This window comes from Streptomyces abikoensis (assembly GCF_014648775.1).
In the GTDB taxonomy this organism is placed as follows: domain Bacteria; phylum Actinomycetota; class Actinomycetes; order Streptomycetales; family Streptomycetaceae; genus Streptomyces; species Streptomyces abikoensis.
The window spans coordinates 278,914-294,571 of sequence record NZ_BMRT01000008.1 but is presented as its reverse complement, the minus strand read 5'-3'; the positions used below and the strand labels follow the sequence as shown (position 1 = coordinate 294,571).

Annotated in this window: 15 protein-coding genes and 1 riboswitch; of the genes, 8 read left to right on the top strand and 7 right to left on the bottom strand. The window is 73.0% G+C overall.

Annotated features, from left to right (window positions below):
• Positions 1–118 precede the first annotated feature (118 nt).
• Positions 119–2,008, bottom strand: a complete 1,890-nt coding sequence (locus IE096_RS24620) for an anthranilate synthase family protein (RefSeq protein WP_189455273.1) — start codon at positions 2,006–2,008, stop codon at positions 119–121.
• A gap of 288 nt (positions 2,009–2,296) precedes the next feature.
• Between IE096_RS24620 and IE096_RS24615 the strand changes: the two genes are divergently transcribed.
• Positions 2,297–3,646 (top strand): class II 3-deoxy-7-phosphoheptulonate synthase, encoded by a 1,350-nt coding sequence (locus IE096_RS24615; protein ID WP_189455272.1) that lies wholly within the window; start codon positions 2,297–2,299, stop codon positions 3,644–3,646.
• A 153-nt stretch (positions 3,647–3,799) separates the two neighbouring features.
• Positions 3,800–4,060: a (2Fe-2S)-binding protein gene (locus IE096_RS24610; RefSeq protein WP_189455271.1), complete on the top strand. Its 261-nt coding sequence runs from the start codon at positions 3,800–3,802 to the stop codon at positions 4,058–4,060.
• Positions 4,061–4,075: 15 nt separating this feature from the next.
• Here the strand turns inward: IE096_RS24610 and bfr are convergent, their stop codons facing one another.
• Positions 4,076–4,564, bottom strand: a complete 489-nt coding sequence (gene bfr, locus IE096_RS24605) for a bacterioferritin (protein ID WP_189455270.1) — start codon at positions 4,562–4,564, stop codon at positions 4,076–4,078.
• A 174-nt stretch (positions 4,565–4,738) separates the two neighbouring features.
• On the opposite strand from bfr, the gene IE096_RS24600 reads away from it, so the two are divergent.
• The gene (locus tag IE096_RS24600; RefSeq protein WP_189455269.1) at positions 4,739–5,371 is read left to right on the top strand and encodes a sulfite oxidase-like oxidoreductase; all 633 of its coding nucleotides are present in this window, start codon (positions 4,739–4,741) and stop codon (positions 5,369–5,371) included.
• Positions 5,372–5,387: 16 nt separating this feature from the next.
• Here IE096_RS24600 and IE096_RS24595 read toward each other — a convergent pair whose 3' ends face one another.
• From IE096_RS24595 to thiO, 5 genes are all read right to left on the bottom strand, one after another.
• The gene (locus IE096_RS24595; protein WP_189455268.1) at positions 5,388–6,278 is read right to left on the bottom strand and encodes a deoxyribonuclease IV; all 891 of its coding nucleotides are present in this window, start codon (positions 6,276–6,278) and stop codon (positions 5,388–5,390) included.
• Positions 6,279–6,283: 5 nt separating this feature from the next.
• Positions 6,284–8,269 carry a Stk1 family PASTA domain-containing Ser/Thr kinase gene (gene pknB / locus IE096_RS24590; protein ID WP_189455266.1) on the bottom strand — a complete coding sequence of 662 codons (1,986 nt, stop codon included), beginning with the start codon at positions 8,267–8,269 and terminating at the stop codon, positions 6,284–6,286.
• Between the two features lie 244 nt (positions 8,270–8,513).
• A complete protein-coding gene (locus IE096_RS24585; protein ID WP_189455264.1) occupies positions 8,514–9,311 on the bottom strand; it encodes a thiazole synthase in 798 nt (265 codons plus the stop codon).
• Between the two features lie 9 nt (positions 9,312–9,320).
• Positions 9,321–9,530 (bottom strand): sulfur carrier protein ThiS, encoded by a 210-nt coding sequence (thiS, locus tag IE096_RS24580; RefSeq protein WP_189455262.1) that lies wholly within the window; start codon positions 9,528–9,530, stop codon positions 9,321–9,323.
• Complete coding sequence (gene thiO, locus IE096_RS24575; protein ID WP_229820574.1) at positions 9,527–10,675, bottom strand: glycine oxidase ThiO; 1,149 nt, start codon at positions 10,673–10,675, stop codon at positions 9,527–9,529. Before thiO ends, thiS begins: the two co-directional genes overlap by 4 nt.
• Positions 10,676–10,780: 105 nt before the next feature.
• A riboswitch (TPP riboswitch) is annotated at positions 10,781–10,893 on the bottom strand.
• 166 nt (positions 10,894–11,059) lie between these two features.
• On the opposite strand from thiO, the gene IE096_RS24570 reads away from it, so the two are divergent.
• From IE096_RS24570 to IE096_RS24550, 5 genes are all read left to right on the top strand, one after another.
• Complete coding sequence (locus tag IE096_RS24570; RefSeq protein ID WP_189455258.1) at positions 11,060–12,286, top strand: NAD(P)/FAD-dependent oxidoreductase; 1,227 nt, start codon at positions 11,060–11,062, stop codon at positions 12,284–12,286.
• Between the two features lie 125 nt (positions 12,287–12,411).
• On the top strand, positions 12,412–12,777 hold the full coding sequence (locus IE096_RS24565) for an Rv2175c family DNA-binding protein (RefSeq protein WP_189455256.1): 366 nt from the start codon (positions 12,412–12,414) through the stop codon (positions 12,775–12,777).
• A 104-nt stretch (positions 12,778–12,881) separates the two neighbouring features.
• Complete coding sequence (thiE, locus tag IE096_RS24560; protein WP_189455254.1) at positions 12,882–13,535, top strand: thiamine phosphate synthase; 654 nt, start codon at positions 12,882–12,884, stop codon at positions 13,533–13,535.
• A gap of 108 nt (positions 13,536–13,643) precedes the next feature.
• A complete protein-coding gene (metF, locus tag IE096_RS24555) occupies positions 13,644–14,561 on the top strand; it encodes a methylenetetrahydrofolate reductase [NAD(P)H] (RefSeq protein ID WP_189455253.1) in 918 nt (305 codons plus the stop codon).
• A gap of 40 nt (positions 14,562–14,601) precedes the next feature.
• Positions 14,602–15,624 carry a hypothetical protein gene (locus IE096_RS24550; protein ID WP_189455251.1) on the top strand — a complete coding sequence of 341 codons (1,023 nt, stop codon included), beginning with the start codon at positions 14,602–14,604 and terminating at the stop codon, positions 15,622–15,624.
• Positions 15,625–15,658: the final 34 nt, after the last annotated feature.

Below are 15,658 nucleotides of genomic sequence, written 5' to 3'. Positions count from 1 at the left end.
GGGGGTTCCGCGCCTTCGGCGCGGTCCTCCCCCACCCGCCCGCCCGGCGCCCAGCAACGTCATGACGTTTCCGGGTAATCGGGGGGCGGATGGGGGAAACCGCCGCGTCAGCGGCGGCTCAGACCCGCACCGCGGAGAGCAGCTCGGCGACGATCGCCGACCCGTTCAGCGTCAGGACGGACTCCGGGTGGAACTGGACCCCCGCGAAGCCGGGCCCCCGCAGCGCGTGGACATCCCCCGTCGCGGGATCCCCGCACACCTCCACGCCCTCGGCGTCCCCCCGTGCCGTGAACGTGTTGTAGAACCCCACCGTCTCCTCCCGCCCGAAGAAGTCGATCCGCTCCTGCGCCCCCTGGAACGGCACGTCCTTCCGGACGATCTCCAGCCCCAGCTCCGCCGCGATCAGCTCGTGTCCCAGGCACACGCCCAGCAGCCCGTGCCGGTGCCCCCGCAGCAGTTCCCCCGCCAGCCCGCGCAGCGTCCGCATCTTCGGGTCGGCCGCGTCCGAGGGGTTCCCCGGGCCGGGCCCCAGCACCACCGGGCCCTCGTGGCCCAGCGCCGCGTCCCGCAGCCCGGGCTCGTCGTAGCGCCGCACCGACACCGTCAGTCCCGAGGTGCGCAGGAGATGGGCGAGCATCGCCGTGAAGGTGTCCTCGCCGTCGACGACCAGCGCGTGTCCGCTCAGCACGGAGGCGGAGTCGGCGGACTGCATGCGCAGCCAGAAAGGGGCCAGGTCGGCTCGGCGCGCGTCCAGCGCGCTCCGTACCCGGGGGTCGTCGGCGAGCCGGACGTCCGGGGCCGTCGCCGGGCGTACCGGTCCTCGGCGCACGCCCAGGGCCGTCAGGACGCCCGCCGCCTTGGCGTGGGTCTCGGCGACCTCGCCGTGCGGGTCGGAGCGGCGCACCAGCGTCGCGCCGACGCCGACCCGGAGCCGGCCGTGGCGGTCGATGTCGGCGGTGCGGATGAGGATGGGCGAGTCCAGCGTCTGGGCGCCGCCCGCGTCCCGGCCGATCAGGGCGAGGGCGCCCGCGTAGTAGCCGCGGCCGCGGGGTTCGTGGCGCTCGATGACGCGGCAGGCGTTCTGCACGGGCGAGCCGGTGACGGTCGCGGCGAACATCGTCTCGCGCAGCACGTCGCGCACGTCCAGCGAGGAGCGGCCGCGCAGCTCGTACTCGGTGTGGGCGAGGTGGGCCATCTCGCGCAGCCGGGGGCCGACGACGACACCGCCCATGTCGCCGACGGTGCACATCATCTTCAGCTCCTCGTCGACGACCATCGAGAGCTCCTCCACCTCCTTGCGGTCGTGGAGGAAGCCGAGCAGGTCGTCGGCGGACGGGCCCCCGGCGGGATAGCGGTAGGTGCCGCTGATCGGGTTCATCACGACCGTGCCGCCCGCCATCCGCACGTGCACCTCGGGGCTGGCGCCCACCAGCGTGCGCTCGCCGGTGTGCACGACGTACGTCCAGTACGCGCCGCGCTCGCGGATGAGCAGCCGGCGGAAGAGGGCCAGCGCGTCGGGCGCCTGGAAGCCGTGGATCTCGCCCTCGAAGGTGCGGCGGATGACGAAGTTGGCGCCCTCGCCGGTGCCGATCTCGTCCTCGACGACGCGCCGGACGATCTCCGCGTACTCCTCGTCGGCCACGTCGAAGGCCCCGCCCTCCACCCGCACCTCGTGTGCGGGGAGCGCGCCGAGGACCTCGTCCAGCGGCAGCTCGTGGGTCTCCTCCGGCCGCAGGACCAGCAGGGGCGTGCCGTCGTCGCGGACGTCGAAGCCGCGCTCGCGGATCTGGCGGAAAGGGACGAGGGCCAGCGCGTCGTGCACGGGCGCGCCGCCGGCGGGCGGTCCCGCCGGGAGCGGGATGCCGGTCAGGTGCTCCACCTCGGTGACCGGGCCGCTGAGCAGTTCGACGACGCCCTCGGGGTGCCCGGGGGCGCGGCGGTGGAGCAGGGCGAAGGGCGGGTGACCGGCGGTGGTGAGCCGGGCGAGGAGGGCGGCGGTACGGGACATGGGCGGGTTCCTTCCTGGTGGGGGAGGAACGGCCCTCGTCCGGCGCCTTCAGACGCCGAAGGCCGCCCCTCTGGGCGGCCTTCGCGAGAGCGCTGGTGGGTACGCGCGTCAGTGGGCCGCCGAAGGAGCGGTCCACCACCACAGCTGGTTGGAGAGCACGTACATGGGCGGCACAGTACCCGACGATCGGCGGGGATGTCGCCGGATTTCGGGGAATCCGTCTCAGTCCGTGTCTCAGAGTCCGGTCCGGCCCTTGGGTCGCCGTCGCGACCCCGTAATGTTGAGGGCGTGACCGTGAACGCTGAAATCCACGCCGGTGGCAACACCTGGCGCTCCCTGCCCGCGGCGCAGCAGCCTGACTGGCCGGACCAAGAGGCTCTGCGCGATGTGATCGCCGAGCTCGAGTCCTATCCGCCTCTCGTCTTCGCGGGCGAGTGCGACCAGCTGCGCCAGCGTCTGGGAGCCGTCGCCCGTGGAGAGGCGTTCCTGCTGCAGGGCGGCGACTGCGCCGAGGCCTTCGACGCCGTCGGCGCCGACCAGATCCGCAACAAGCTCAAGACGCTCCTGCAGATGGGCGCGGTGCTGACGTACGCCGGTTCGGTGCCGGTCGTCAAGGTCGGCCGCATCGCCGGCCAGTACAGCAAGCCGCGTTCGAAGCCGACCGAGACCCGCGACGGCGTGACCCTGCCGACCTACCGCGGCGACTCGGTCAACGGCTTCGCCTTCACCGCCGAGGCCCGTACGCCGGACCCGCAGCGGCTGAAGCGGATGTACCAGGCCTCGGCCTCCACGCTGAACCTGGTGCGCGCCTTCACCACCGGTGGCTACGCCGACCTGCGCCAGGTCCACGCCTGGAACCAGGACTTCGTGAAGTCCTCGCCCTCCGGCCAGCGCTACGAGCAGCTGGCCCGGGAGATCGACCGCGCGCTGAACTTCATGAACGCCTGCGGGGTGGACCCGGAGGAGTTCAAGACCGTCGAGTTCTACGCCTCGCACGAGGCGCTGGTGCTGGACTACGAGTCCGCGCTGACCCGTGTGGACTCGCGGACCGGGCAGCTGTACGACGTCTCGGGCCACATGGTGTGGATCGGTGAGCGCACCCGGCAGCTGGACGGGGCGCACATCGAGTTCGCCTCGAAGATCCGCAACCCGATCGGGGTGAAGCTCGGGCCGACGTCGACGCCCGAGGAGGCGCTCACCCTCATCGAGCGGCTCGACCCCGAGCGCGAGCCGGGCCGGCTGACGTTCATCACCCGGATGGGCGCGGACAAGGTCCGCGAGAAGCTCCCCACCCTGGTGGAGAAGGTCACCGCCTCCGGTGCCCAGGTGGCCTGGATCTGCGACCCGATGCACGGCAACACCTTCGAGGCGGCCTCGGGCCACAAGACCCGCCGCTTCGACGACGTGCTGGACGAGGTCAAGGGCTTCTTCGAGGTCCACAAGGCCCTCGGCACCCACCCGGGCGGCATCCACGTCGAGCTCACCGGTGACGATGTCACCGAGTGCGTGGGCGGCGGCGACGAGATCTTCGTCGACGACCTCCACCAGCGCTACGAGACGGCGTGCGACCCCCGCCTCAACCGCAGCCAGTCCCTGGACCTGGCGTTCCTCGTCGCGGAGATGTACCGCGACCAGTAGGAAGATCTGTAGCGAGACGCCGTGGGGCGCGGATCGACGTGATCCGCGCCCCACGGCGTTGTCTTTCGGCCACCCGGCCGGGTAAGGTAAGGGTTACCTTATTGATCAATAAGGTAATGGGCCCTTCTCGTTCCCCGGCAAGGCGGTGACCGCGTGTACGTCTGCTCGTGCTTCGGCATCACGGAGCAGCAGGTGCGCGAGCACGCGGACAAGGGGGCGTGCACGCCCCGCAAGATAGCCTCCGCCTGCAAGGCCGGCACCGACTGCGGCAGCTGTGTGCGCCGCATCCAGGCCCTCCTCGGCCGGGGCGCGTGCCCGCGCCGGGAGCTGGCCGACCAGGGGGGCGCCGACGTGCTGGGCGCCGACACGGCGCTCGTACCGGCCTCCGAGGCCGTGGCGCCGGTCGCCGCCTAGCCGGCGCCGCCGGGCCTAGTTGCTGCCGCCGTTCTCCTGCTCGATGAACTGGGCGATGTACAGCGGCTCACCGAGTTTCTCGATCAGCTCCAGCTGGGTGTCGAGATAATCGATGTGATCCTCCTCGTCCGCGAGGATCGACTCGAAGATATTGGCCGAGGTGATGTCGCCCTTGGCCCGCATGACCTCCACCCCGCGCCGCAGCCGGTCGATGGCCTCGACCTCGACCTGGCGGTCGGCCTGGAACATCTCGGTGATCGTCTGGCCGATCCGGACGTGGAAGAGCCGCTGATAGTTGGGCAGCGCCTCCAGGAAGATGATCCGGTCGGTCAGGGTCTCCGCGTGCCGCATCTCGTCGAAGGACTCGGCACGGGTATGCGAGGCGATCTTGGTCCAGCCGTGGTGTTCCTGGAGTTTGGCGTGCAGGAAGTACTGGTTGATGGCGGTCAGCTCGGCCGTCAGCTGTTCATTGAGGAACTCGATGACCTCGGGGTCTCCCTGCATCGCAGAGGCTCCTTCCCAGCAGGTGTCCAGCAGTTTGCGCGCATCCTCGCACCGCCCGGGGGAGCCGTCCAGTAAGTGCACACTTAGTGGGAGTTGCCCGGATATGGAGTGAGGGGGCCCGCTGTGGGCGTCCCCCGGTCATCAGCACCCCCACGGGTCTGACACCATTGAGCCATGGGGCTCTCGAAAAATACCGAAAGCCGCAAAGGGGAACATCTTCAGCTGCCTCCGGGGCAGCGGCTCCAGCGCGGATGGCCGGTTACGCACTACGGCCCGGTACCGAAGTTCAAGCCGGACCGCTGGGAGTTCCGTGTCTTCGGCTCGACCGCCGACGGCGACAAGCGCTGCTGGACGCACGACGAGTTCTCCGCGCTGCCGTACACGACGGTGGTGGGGGACCTCCACTGCGTCACGAAGTACAGCATGCTCGGCGCCGAGTGGGGCGGGGTCTCGACCCGGACGATCCTCGAACTGGCGCCGCCCGCGCCCGAGGTCACGCATGTGATGGTGTGGGCCGAGTACGGCTTCAGCTCGAATCTGCGGCTGTCCGACTTCGCCTCGGAACAGAGCATTTTCGCCACCCACAAGGACGGCGAACTCCTCACCGCCGAGCACGGCTTCCCCGTCCGGCTGGTCGTCCCGCACCTCTACGCCTGGAAGGGCCCCAAGTGGGTGCGCGGCGTGGAGTACATGACCGCCGACCGGCGGGGCTTCTGGGAGGAGCGGGGCTACCACAACGTCGGCGACCCCTGGCGCGAGCAGCGCTACTCCTACCAGGAGCTGCCGGGGGAGGGGCCGGAGCTCTGAGGCTCCGCCGGGTCTCTCAGACCGGCTCGCGCAGCGCCTTCAGGCGGGCCACGTCGGCGGCGTGGCCCTCCTTGCCGCCGGGCGTCTCGATCGTCAGCGGCACGCCCGCCGTCTCCGGGTGCAGGAACAGCTCGGCGAAGGGCTCGGCGCCGATGTGGCCGGAACCGATGTTCTCGTGGCGGTCCTTGTGGGCGCCGACGACGTCCTTCGAATCATTGGCGTGAATCAGCCCCAGCCGCCCCGGGCCGGTCACGGCGACCAGCTCGTCGAGCGTCCGCTTCATCCCGCCGGGCTCCGCGAGGTCGTGCCCGGCCGCGAAGAGGTGGCAGGTGTCGAGGCAGACGCCCAGCTTCGGATGGTGCTCCAGCGCCTCGAAGTACGGGCCGAGGTCCTCGACCAGGGAGCAGAGCGAGGAGCCCTGCCCGGCCGTGGGCTCCAGCAGCAGCCGGGGATCGTCGTCGTGGGTGAGCTCCGCCAGCAGCGGCAGCAGCCGCTCGTGGACCTGCGCCAGCGCCTCCGCGCGCGGCCGCCCGCCGGTCGCCGAGCCGGTGTGGACGACGACGCCGAGCGCGCCGATCTCCCGGCCCCGGCGCAGTGAGTGCCGCAGCGAGTCCACGGACTTCTCGACGGTGGCCTCGGTGTGCGAGCCGAAATTGATCAGATAGGGGGCGTGGACGTAGGCCGGTACGCCCTCGGCGGCGCAGGCCGCCCGGAACTCCTCGTCCTGCCGGGGGTCGCCGGGCGGGGTCGCCCAGCCGCGCGGGTTGGCGACGAAGACCTGGACGGCCTCGGCGGCCAGCTCTCGCGCGTAGGCCAGGCCGACCCTGGCGAGCCCGCCGGCGACGGGGACATGGCCGCCGACGGGATTGCGCGCAGGGCCGGGCAGGAGGTCGTGGGTATCGCTCATGACGCTCAGAAACCGCTCTTCAGCTTGATGACGATGGTGTCGCCCTTGGCCGCCTGCGAGCCGCCCCGCACGGACTGGCTGTCGACGGAGTCCTGCGGGAAGAAGAACGGCCGGTCGACCTTCACCTGGAAGCCCGCGGCGGTCAGGATCTGCTTGGCGACGGCCTCGCTCTTGCCGGTGACGTCCGGGACCGTGACCATCTCCCTGCCCTTGGAGACCGTGAGGGTGACGGTGTCGCCCTGGGCGGCCTTCTCGCCCTGGCCCGGGGACTGCTGGGCCACCGCGCCCTGGGGCTTGTCGGAGTACACCTGGGCGTCCGCGACCTTGACGTCGAAACCGGCGTCCCGCAGCGTGGCGGTGGCGTCCGCCAGCGGCATGCCCGTCACGTTCGGCACGGGGATCTGCTTGCCCTTGCTGACGACGACGGCCACGGCCGTGTCGGGCCGCAGCTCGGTGCCCGGCCTGGGGTCGGTGGACAGGACCGATCCCTTGGGGGTCTCGTCGCTGAACTGCTGGGTGACGTCCCCGACCGTCAGGCCCTGGCCCTGGATCTTCTTCTTCGCATCGTCGAGGGACAGCCCGGCGACATTGGGCACCTCCGACTTCTGCGGGCCGCGCGAGACGGTGATGGTGACCTTGCCGGTGTTGCGGATGCGCTCGCCCGGCTTGGGGTCGGTGGCGATGACGTGGCCGCGCTCGACGGTGTCGCTGAACGCCTGCTGCGTCTTCACGCCGAGCCCGGCCTTGTCCAGCTCGGCCGTCGCCTTGTCCTGCGTCATGTCCAGGACCGCCGGCACGGAGGTGAACTGGCCGGAGTTGATGTACCAGACGCCGGTGCCCGCCAGCACGGCCAGCAGCGCGGCCGCGACCGCGAGGACCCAGCGGCGGGACAGCCCCGCCAGCGGTCCCCGGCGCGGCCCGGGAGCGGGCGCGGGCGCGTGCCCGTAGGCGTGCCCGTGCCCGTGTTCGGGGCCCGGCGGTGGGGGCGGCGGCGTCGCCGGGAGCTCCAGCCGCGTGGTGCGGTTGAGCGCGTCCTCCTCGGCGGGCAGCGGGGCGGCCGGGCGGGGGATCACGCTCGTACGGTCCTCGGAACCGGCCGGGGCGGGGGCCGCCGCCCTCGGCGGGACCAGGTCCAGCTGCTCCTCGGACAGTGCCGCGCGCGCCTGGCGGAGCTGCCCCAGCAGGCCGGCCGCGTCGGCCGGGCGCAGCCGCGGGTCCCGGGCCGTGGCCGAGGCCACCAGGGCGTCCAGCTCCGGCGCGAGCCCCGGGACGGCGGCCGACGGGGCCGGCACGTCCTCGTGGAGGTGCTGGTAGAGGACCTGCGCGGGGGTGCCGCCGCTGTGCGGCTTGGCGCCGGTCAGCATCTCGTACAGGACGACGCCGCAGGCGTAGACGTCCGCGCGGGGATCGGCCGTGCCCTGCTCGATCTGCTCGGGCGCGAGGTACGACACCGTGCCCAGGACGGCACCGGTGCTGCTCGTGGTGTTGGTGTCCACCGCGCGGACGAGCCCGAAGTCGGCGACCTTGACCCGGCCGTCGTCGCCGATGAGGACGTTCTCCGGCTTCATGTCCCGGTGCACCAGCCCCGCGAGGTGGGCGGCGCCCAGGGCGGCCAGCACGGGCTCGGCGATGTCGAGCGCGGCACGCGGGCCCAGGGCGCCGCGCTCGCGCAGGATGTCACGGAGGGTGCAGCCCGCGACGTACTCCATCGCCAGATAGACGTACGCGCCGTCCGTGCCCTGGTCGAAGACGCTCACCACGTTGGGGTGGTCGAGCCGGGCGACGGACTTGGCCTCGCGGATGAAACGCTCCACGAAGGCGGCGTCCGCGGCGAGGGAGGGGTGCATCACCTTCAGGGCGAGCACCCGGTCGAGCCGGGTGTCCAGGGCGCGGTAGACGGTGGCCATGCCGCCCACGGCGACTCGCGCCTCGACGCGGTAGCGGCCGTCGAGCAGCTGGTCGACAAGGGGGTCGGGCAGGGTCGTATCCACGGCACACGAGTCTACGAGTCGATACCGGGTGGCCCGTATGGCCTGCGGCTCGTGCGTCTGTTCTGCAGCCGAACGGTGACAGGGGCGCTGGTGGCGGGCCCTGCGGGCGCTCGCCCCAGCCCCGCCCTTTCACCGTTTCCGGGAGGGGCTGCGCCCCCTCGCACCCCCACCGGTTTGTGGGCAGGCGTTCCGCAAGGCGGAACGGGTGGGCACAAACCGACCCACCGGGCCGCACCGCCCCCGGCTACGCGAACGCCGGTCGCTCCGGGTCCAGCATCGCCAAGCCCTCCGCAGGAGACGACGCCTCGGCGAAGTGCCGCCGAGGGATGCGCCCCGCGCGGTGGGCCAGCCGGCCCGCCTCGACCGCGTGCCGCATCGCCTCCGCCATGAGCACCGGCTCCTGCGCCCGCGTCACCGCCGACGCCAGCATCACCGCCGCGCACCCCAGCTCCATCGCCAGGGCCGCGTCCGACGCGGTGCCCGCGCCCGCGTCGAGGATCACCGGGACGGTGGCGCGCTCGGTGATCAGCTGGAAGTTGTGGGGGTTGCGGATGCCCAGGCCCGAGCCGATGGGCGCGCCCAGCGGCATGATCGCCGCGCAGCCGACGTCCTCCAGCTTCCGGGCCAGGACGGGGTCGTCGTTGGTGTACGGCAGCACGGTGAAGCCGTCGTCGACGAGGATCTCCGCCGCGTCCAGGAGCTCGATCGGGTCGGGCAGCAGGGTGCGCTCGTCGGCGATCACCTCCAGCTTGACCCAGTCCGTGCCGAGCGCCTCCCGGGCCAGCCGGGCGGTGAGGACCGCCTCGCCCGCCGTGAAGCAGCCCGCCGTGTTCGGCAGCACCCGGATGCCGTGCTTCTCCAGGACGGAGAGCACGGACCCCCGTACCGTCGCGTCCAGCCGCCGCATGGCGACCGTCGTCAGCTCCGTGCCGGAGGCGATGAGGGCGCGTTCCAGGACGTCCAGACTGGGGGCACCACCCGTGCCCATGATCAGCCGGGAGGTGAACGGGGTGTCCGCGATGGTGAGCAGATCGTCCGCCATCTGTACTGATCAGCCTCCCTGCACCGCGGTGAGCACCTCGACGCGGTCGCCCTCGCCGAGGGCGGTCGCCGGCCACTGGCCCCGGGGGACCACGGCCTCGTTGACGGCGGCGGCGACCCCGCCGCGCGCCGTGGTGAGCGTCGCCACGAGCCCGTCGAGCGTCGTCCCCGCCGGGACGGCGCGCCGCTCGCCGTTGACGCTGATGATGTGCGTGGTCATGCGGGCTGCTCCTGGAGTACGGGGGTGGTGAAGCGTCGGGGGGAGAACGGGTGGGCCTCCTCGGGCAGCCGGCCGGTGGTCAGCACCTCGGCCATCACGTCCCCGGTGACGGGGGTGAGGAGCACGCCGTTGCGGTGGTGGCCGGTGGCCGCGTACAGGCCCGGCAGGGCGGTCGGGCCCAGCAGCGGGGCGTTGTCGGGCGAGCCGGGGCGCAGCCCGGCGAGGGTCTCCACGAGCGGCAGCTCGGTGATGCCGGGCACCAGCTCGTGGGCGTCGCGCAGCAGCTCGTAGACGCCGCCGGCCGTCACGGTCGTGTCCCAGCCCAGTTCCTCGGTCGTCGCCCCGACGACCAGCTCGCCGTTCTCGCGCGGCACGAGGTAGACGTGCCCGCCGCGCACCACGGCCCGGACGGTCCGGGAGAGGAACGGCCCGTTCACGGCCGTGTACGAACCCGGCACCCGCAGCCGCAGGACCTGGCCCTTGACCGGGCGCACCGGCGGTACGACGTCCTCGGGCAGGCCCGCCAGCCGGCCGCTGAGGCTCCCGGCGGCCAGGACGGTCCGGTCGGCGGCCAGCCGGGTGCCGTCCGCGAGCAGCGCTCCCGTGGCCCGGTCGCCGGTCAGCAGCAGCCGTACCGCCTCCGAGCGGTGGAAGGCGACGCCCTCGCGCTCGCAGGCCACCAGCAGCGCCCGGGCGAGCCGCCGGGGGTCGGTCTGGTGGTCGCCGAGGGCGTGGAGTCCGCCGCGCACGCCCGGCGCGAGCATCGGTTCGAGCCGGCGGCACTCGCGCCCGGTCAGCCACCGGGATTCCAGACCGCAGCGCTGCTGGAGGGCGTGGAGCTCCCGCAGATGGGCCCGGTCGTCGGCGTCCAGGGCGACCGCGAGCGTCCCGCAGGCGCGGTAGCCGGTGTCCTGGCCGCTGGCCTCCTCCAGCTCGGCCGTGAAGGCGGGGTAGCGCCGGGCGGAGGCCAGGTTGAGGGCGAGCAGGGTCTCCTCGCCGTAGTGGAGCTCGGTGACGGCGGCCAGCATCCCGGCGGCCACCCGGGCCGCGCCCCCGCCGGGCGCGGGGTCGGCCACAGCCACGCGCAGCCCCCGCTGGGCCGCGCGCCAGGCCGTGACCAGGCCGATCAGACCGCCGCCGACCACCAGGACGTCGGGTGTCCGCGGGCCGGGGCCGAGATGACGCGGGCGCGCGGGGCGCGCCCTGGTTCGATGTGCCGGTGTTCGATCCCCAGGGGTTCGATGCGCGTGCATGGGCGTCCAGCCCCTCCCTTCGCCGGCATGACCCGGATCAGGTTCGTACGGTCGGAGGCCGTCCAGCCTCCCTCTCAGCCCGGTCCGCCCGGGCTCCCGCGAGTGCTTGCAGCTTGCCACCCTAGTACGGCCCGAGGACCGCCCGGAAGGGCGGCCGGGCCCGGTCGGCGACCCGTACGGCCCAGCGCGGCGTGAGGCCGTGGTCATGACGTTGTGTCAGAGGTCTCCTCACGCGGCGCTCCGGCCTACCGGGGCGTCGGGCCTACAGTTGATCGTGTGAGCGAGGAGACGAACACCAGCAGTGACCGGCGCGTCGTGATCGTCGGCGCGGGCATGGCCGGGGTGCAGACCGCCGTCGCCCTGCGCGAACAGGGCTGGCAGGGCGCGATCACCCTCCTGGGCGCCGAGCCCCACCAGCCCTACGACCGGCCGCCCCTGTCCAAATCCGTGCTGCTCGGCAAGGCCGAGGGCTCCGCCTTCGCCGTGGACTTCGGCTCGCTCGGCATCGACCTGCGGCTCGGCCTCACGGCCACCGGCCTGCGCGCCGCCGAGCACGTCCTGGACACCGACGCGGGACCCCTCGGCTACGACGTCCTGGTCGTCGCCACCGGCGCCGAGCCCATCGGCCTGCCCGGCGCCGGGGACCTGCCCGGCGTCCACGTCCTGCGCACCGTCGACGACGCCGAGCGGCTGCGCCCCGTCCTCACCCGGCAGCAGGACATCGTCGCCGTCGGGGCGGGCTGGATCGGCGCCGAGTTCGCCACCGCCGCCCGCGAGGCGGGCTGCCGGGTGACGGTCGTCGAGGCCGCCGACCGGCCGCTCGCGGGCGCCATGCCCGCCGAGGTCGCCGCCCACATGGTCGACTGGTACGCCCACAGCGGCGCCCGGCTGCTGACCGGTGCCCGGGTCACGGCCGTCGAGCCCGGCGCGGTCGTCCTCGACGACGGCACCCGGCTGCCCGCCGACGCGGTCGTCGTCGGCATCGGGGCGCGCCCCGCCACGGGCTGGCTCGCGGGCTCGGGCGTCGAGCTGGCGGCGGACCGCTCCGTCGTCACCGACGACCGCCTGCGCACCTCGCTGCCGGACGTCTACGCGGTCGGCGACTGCGCCTCCTTCCCCTCGGCCCGCTACGGCGAGCGGCTGCTCGTCCACCACTGGGACAACGCCCTCCAGGGCCCCCGGACCGTCGCCGAGAACATCGTGCACGGCCCCGAGGAGGGCTCGGTCTACGACCCCGTGCCGTACTTCTGGTCCGAGCAGTTCGGCCGGTTCGTGCAGTACGCGGGGCACCACGCCTCCGCCGACGAGCTGGTCTGGCGCGGCAACCCCGCGGGTGCGGCCTGGACGGTGTGCTGGCTGCGCTCGGGCGTGCTGGTGGCCCTGCTGGCCGTGGGGCGGCCGCGCGATCTGGCCCAGGGGCGCAAGCTCATCGAGAAGGGCGCGGTCCTCGACCGGACCAGGGCGGCGGACGCGTCCGTCCCGCTGAAGGCCGCCGTGGTCTGACGGGCCGTGCTCCGAGGCGGTCGGAGGGTGGTTCGGGGGTGGTTCAAGGGGCCGGTGGGGTGGCCGGGGCCCGGCTCGGGTCAACCCGGCTACCGGCTGTCAGTCCCGGATGGCAGGCTTGTCCCGTGACCGAGATTGACGTGAAGATCGATGCGCTCGTACCCGCCTGGCTCAACCTCCCCGACATCGCGGAGATGATGGGCGTCGAGGTGACGCGTGTCCGGCAGCTGGTCAAGGAGGGCCAGCTGATCGCCGTGCGCCGTGGCGAGAACCGTGTGCTCATGGTGCCCGCCGCTTTCATCAGCGAGGGCAAGGTCGTCAAGGGCCTGGCCGGGACCCTGACGCTGCTGCGCGACGACGGCTTCAGCGATGAGGAGATGCTGGAGTGGCTGTTCACCGCCGACCCGACCCTGCCCGGCACCCCCGCGCAGGCGCTGAGCGAGAATCGCGGCACGGAGGTGAAGCGCCGCGCCCAGGCGCTCGCCGTCTGAGCCGTACGTAGCACCACCAGCACCACCTGAGAACCACCGTCCGGTGTGCGGGCGCGAGGCCCCGGCCCGCGCCCGCACACCGCCCACCCGGGGGAGAAGCACCCATGTCCGTCACCGCGCGCGAGCGGCTCGCCGAGGCCCGGCTGTACCTGTGCACCGACGCGCGCAAGCGCCAGGGTGACCTGCCGGAGTTCCTCGACGCGGTCCTCTCCTCCGGAGTGGACGTCGTCCAGCTCCGCGACAAGGGCATGGAGGCCGGGGAGGAGCTGGAGCACCTCGCCGTCCTCGCCGAGGCCGCCCGCCGCCACGGCAGGCTCCTCGCGGTCAACGACCGGGCCGACGTCGCCCACGCCGCCGCCTCCGACATCCTCCACCTGGGCCAGGGCGATCTGCCCGTGCCCGCCGCCCGGGCGATCCTCGGCGACGAGGTGCTGATCGGCCGCTCGACGCACGCCGAGGCCGAAGTGGCCGCCGCCGTCGCCGAGCCCGGTGTGGACTACTTCTGCACCGGCCCCTGCTGGCCCACCCCCACCAAGCCCGGCCGCCACGCCCCCGGCCTCGACCTCGTCCGCTACGCGGCCTCCCTCGCACCCGCCCGGCCCTGGTTCGCCATCGGCGGCATCGACGCGGGCAACCTGGAGCAGGTGCTGGAGGCGGGCGCGCGCCGTGTGGTCGTGGTCCGCGCGATCACCGAGGCGGACGACCCCGGCGAGGCCGCCGCCCAGCTCGCCAAGCGCGTCCGCGCCTACGACGCGTGACCGCCGCTGTCCAAGGAGTGGGACGGATCATGGACCTCCGCCGGATCAAACGGGCATAACGTCATTCTTGGTTGGGGTGCCCGGCGCGCCGCTGGTTAACTTGCCGGTATGGCCCTTGGCACTGCCTCCACCAGGACGGACCACGCGCGCACCGTCCGTGAGCTGCTCGCCTCCGGAGAGCGCTCGTACTCGTTCGAGTTCGCCGCCCCCAGGACGGAGAAGGGCGAACGGACCCTGTGGGACGCCATCCGGCGGATCGAAGCCGTCGCCCCCACGTTCGTCTCCGTGACCTACGGCGCCGGCGGCTCCTCCCGCGAGGGCACGGTCCGCGCCACCGAACGCATCGCCACCGACACCACGCTGACCCCCGTCGCCCACCTCACGGCCGTCAACCACTCGGTCGCCGAACTGCGCAATGTCATCGGACAGTACGCCGACGTGGGCATCCGCAACATGCTCGCGCTGCGCGGAGACCCGCCCGGCGACCCCATGGGCGAGTGGGTGCGCCACCCCGAGGGCGTCCGGTACGCCGCCGAGCTTGTCAGCCTCATCAAGGAGTCCGGCGACTTCTGCGTGGGCGTCGCCGCCTTCCCCGAGATGCACCCGCGCTCCACGGAATGGGAGTCGGACATCCGGCACTTCGTGGACAAGTGCCGGGCGGGCGCCGACTTCGCCATCACCCAGATGTTCTTCCACGCGGAGGACTATCTGCGGCTGCGCGACCGGGTCGCGGCGGCCGGCTGCGACACCCCGATCATCCCCGAAATCATGCCGGTCACCAACGTGCGGCAGATCGAACGGTTCGCACAGCTCAGCAACGCGGCGTTCCCCTCGGAGCTCGCTGAACGGATCCTCGCGGTCAAGGACGACACGGCCGCTGTACGCTCAATCGGGATCGAGTACGCGACGGACCTGTGTGCTCGGTTGATGGCCGAGGAGATTCCCGGGTTGCATTTCATTACCCTGAACCACTCCACGGCCACGTTGGAGATCTACCAGAACCTGGGACTGCACCAGCGGTCCTGACGGCCGGCCGGCGACGGCGGCCGTACGAGAGGGGCGTTGGATGGGCTGGACGGTCCTCTACATCGCGTTCGGCGTCGTCGCGCTCTGGCTGCTCGCCGAGGTGCTGCTGCAGTACAAGGCGCGGTTGCGCTGGCGGCTGCTCGCCTTCACCGGCTTCCTCGGCGTGGTCGCGGGCGTGCTCGTGCCGTCCGTGGTCGTCATCGTCATCGGCGCCCTCGCCTTCGGAGTGGGGCAGACCTTTGTGACGCTGTCCTTCCGGCGCGGCTTCTCCCGGGGCTGGGCCCTGCGCCGGGGCGCGGCCGACGACGGCGACGGGCCGGGCGGCGCCGGTGCGGGGCCGGGCGGACAGGCCGGTTCCGCCGGTGCCACCGGTTCCACCCGTTCCACCCGTTCCGCCGCGGGGAACTCCCGGGCCGCCGGCGGCCGCGCCGGGCGCCGCCGCAAGGGCGGCGAGCGGCCCCCGGCCCCGGCCGCCCCCTCCCCGACGGCCTCCGACCTGACCCTGCCCGCCTCCGGCCCGGACGCCCTGCCGACGCTCGGCGGCGAGGCGGCGGGCGCCCCGGCCATGAGCGCCGGCCTCGGCGGCGCCCCCGACCTGACGCACGGCGTCCCCCCGCAGCCGACCGCCGAACAGCCCCACCTCATGGGCCACGAAGCCCCGGCCGCGACCGACTTCGGCCAGTACGGCGGCCAGCCCGCCCAGGGCGGCCAGTACGGCGGCGGCTTCGACTACGGGCAGGCCCAGGGCCAGTACGCGTCCTACTCCGACCCGTACATCGGCAACCGTCCCCCGTCCTACGAGACGTACGACGCCTACGGTCAGCAGCAGTCCTACCCCCACCAGCAGCAGTACGGTGTCGGCGCCTACTCGGCGGGCGCGTACGCCCCCCAGCAGTACGACACGGACACCCCGCCCGGCGGGGTCTGGGTGCCGCAGCAGCGCGACACCGACGCCGCCCCGGGCACCACCCCGGCGGCCCCGCCCGCGCCGCACGCCCCGCACGAGCAGAACCCGCCGTACGGCCAGGGCCAGGGGTACGACGAACAGCGCTACCGCTACTGAGTGCTCCGCTGGAGGTCCGGCGAGTCATCCGCGG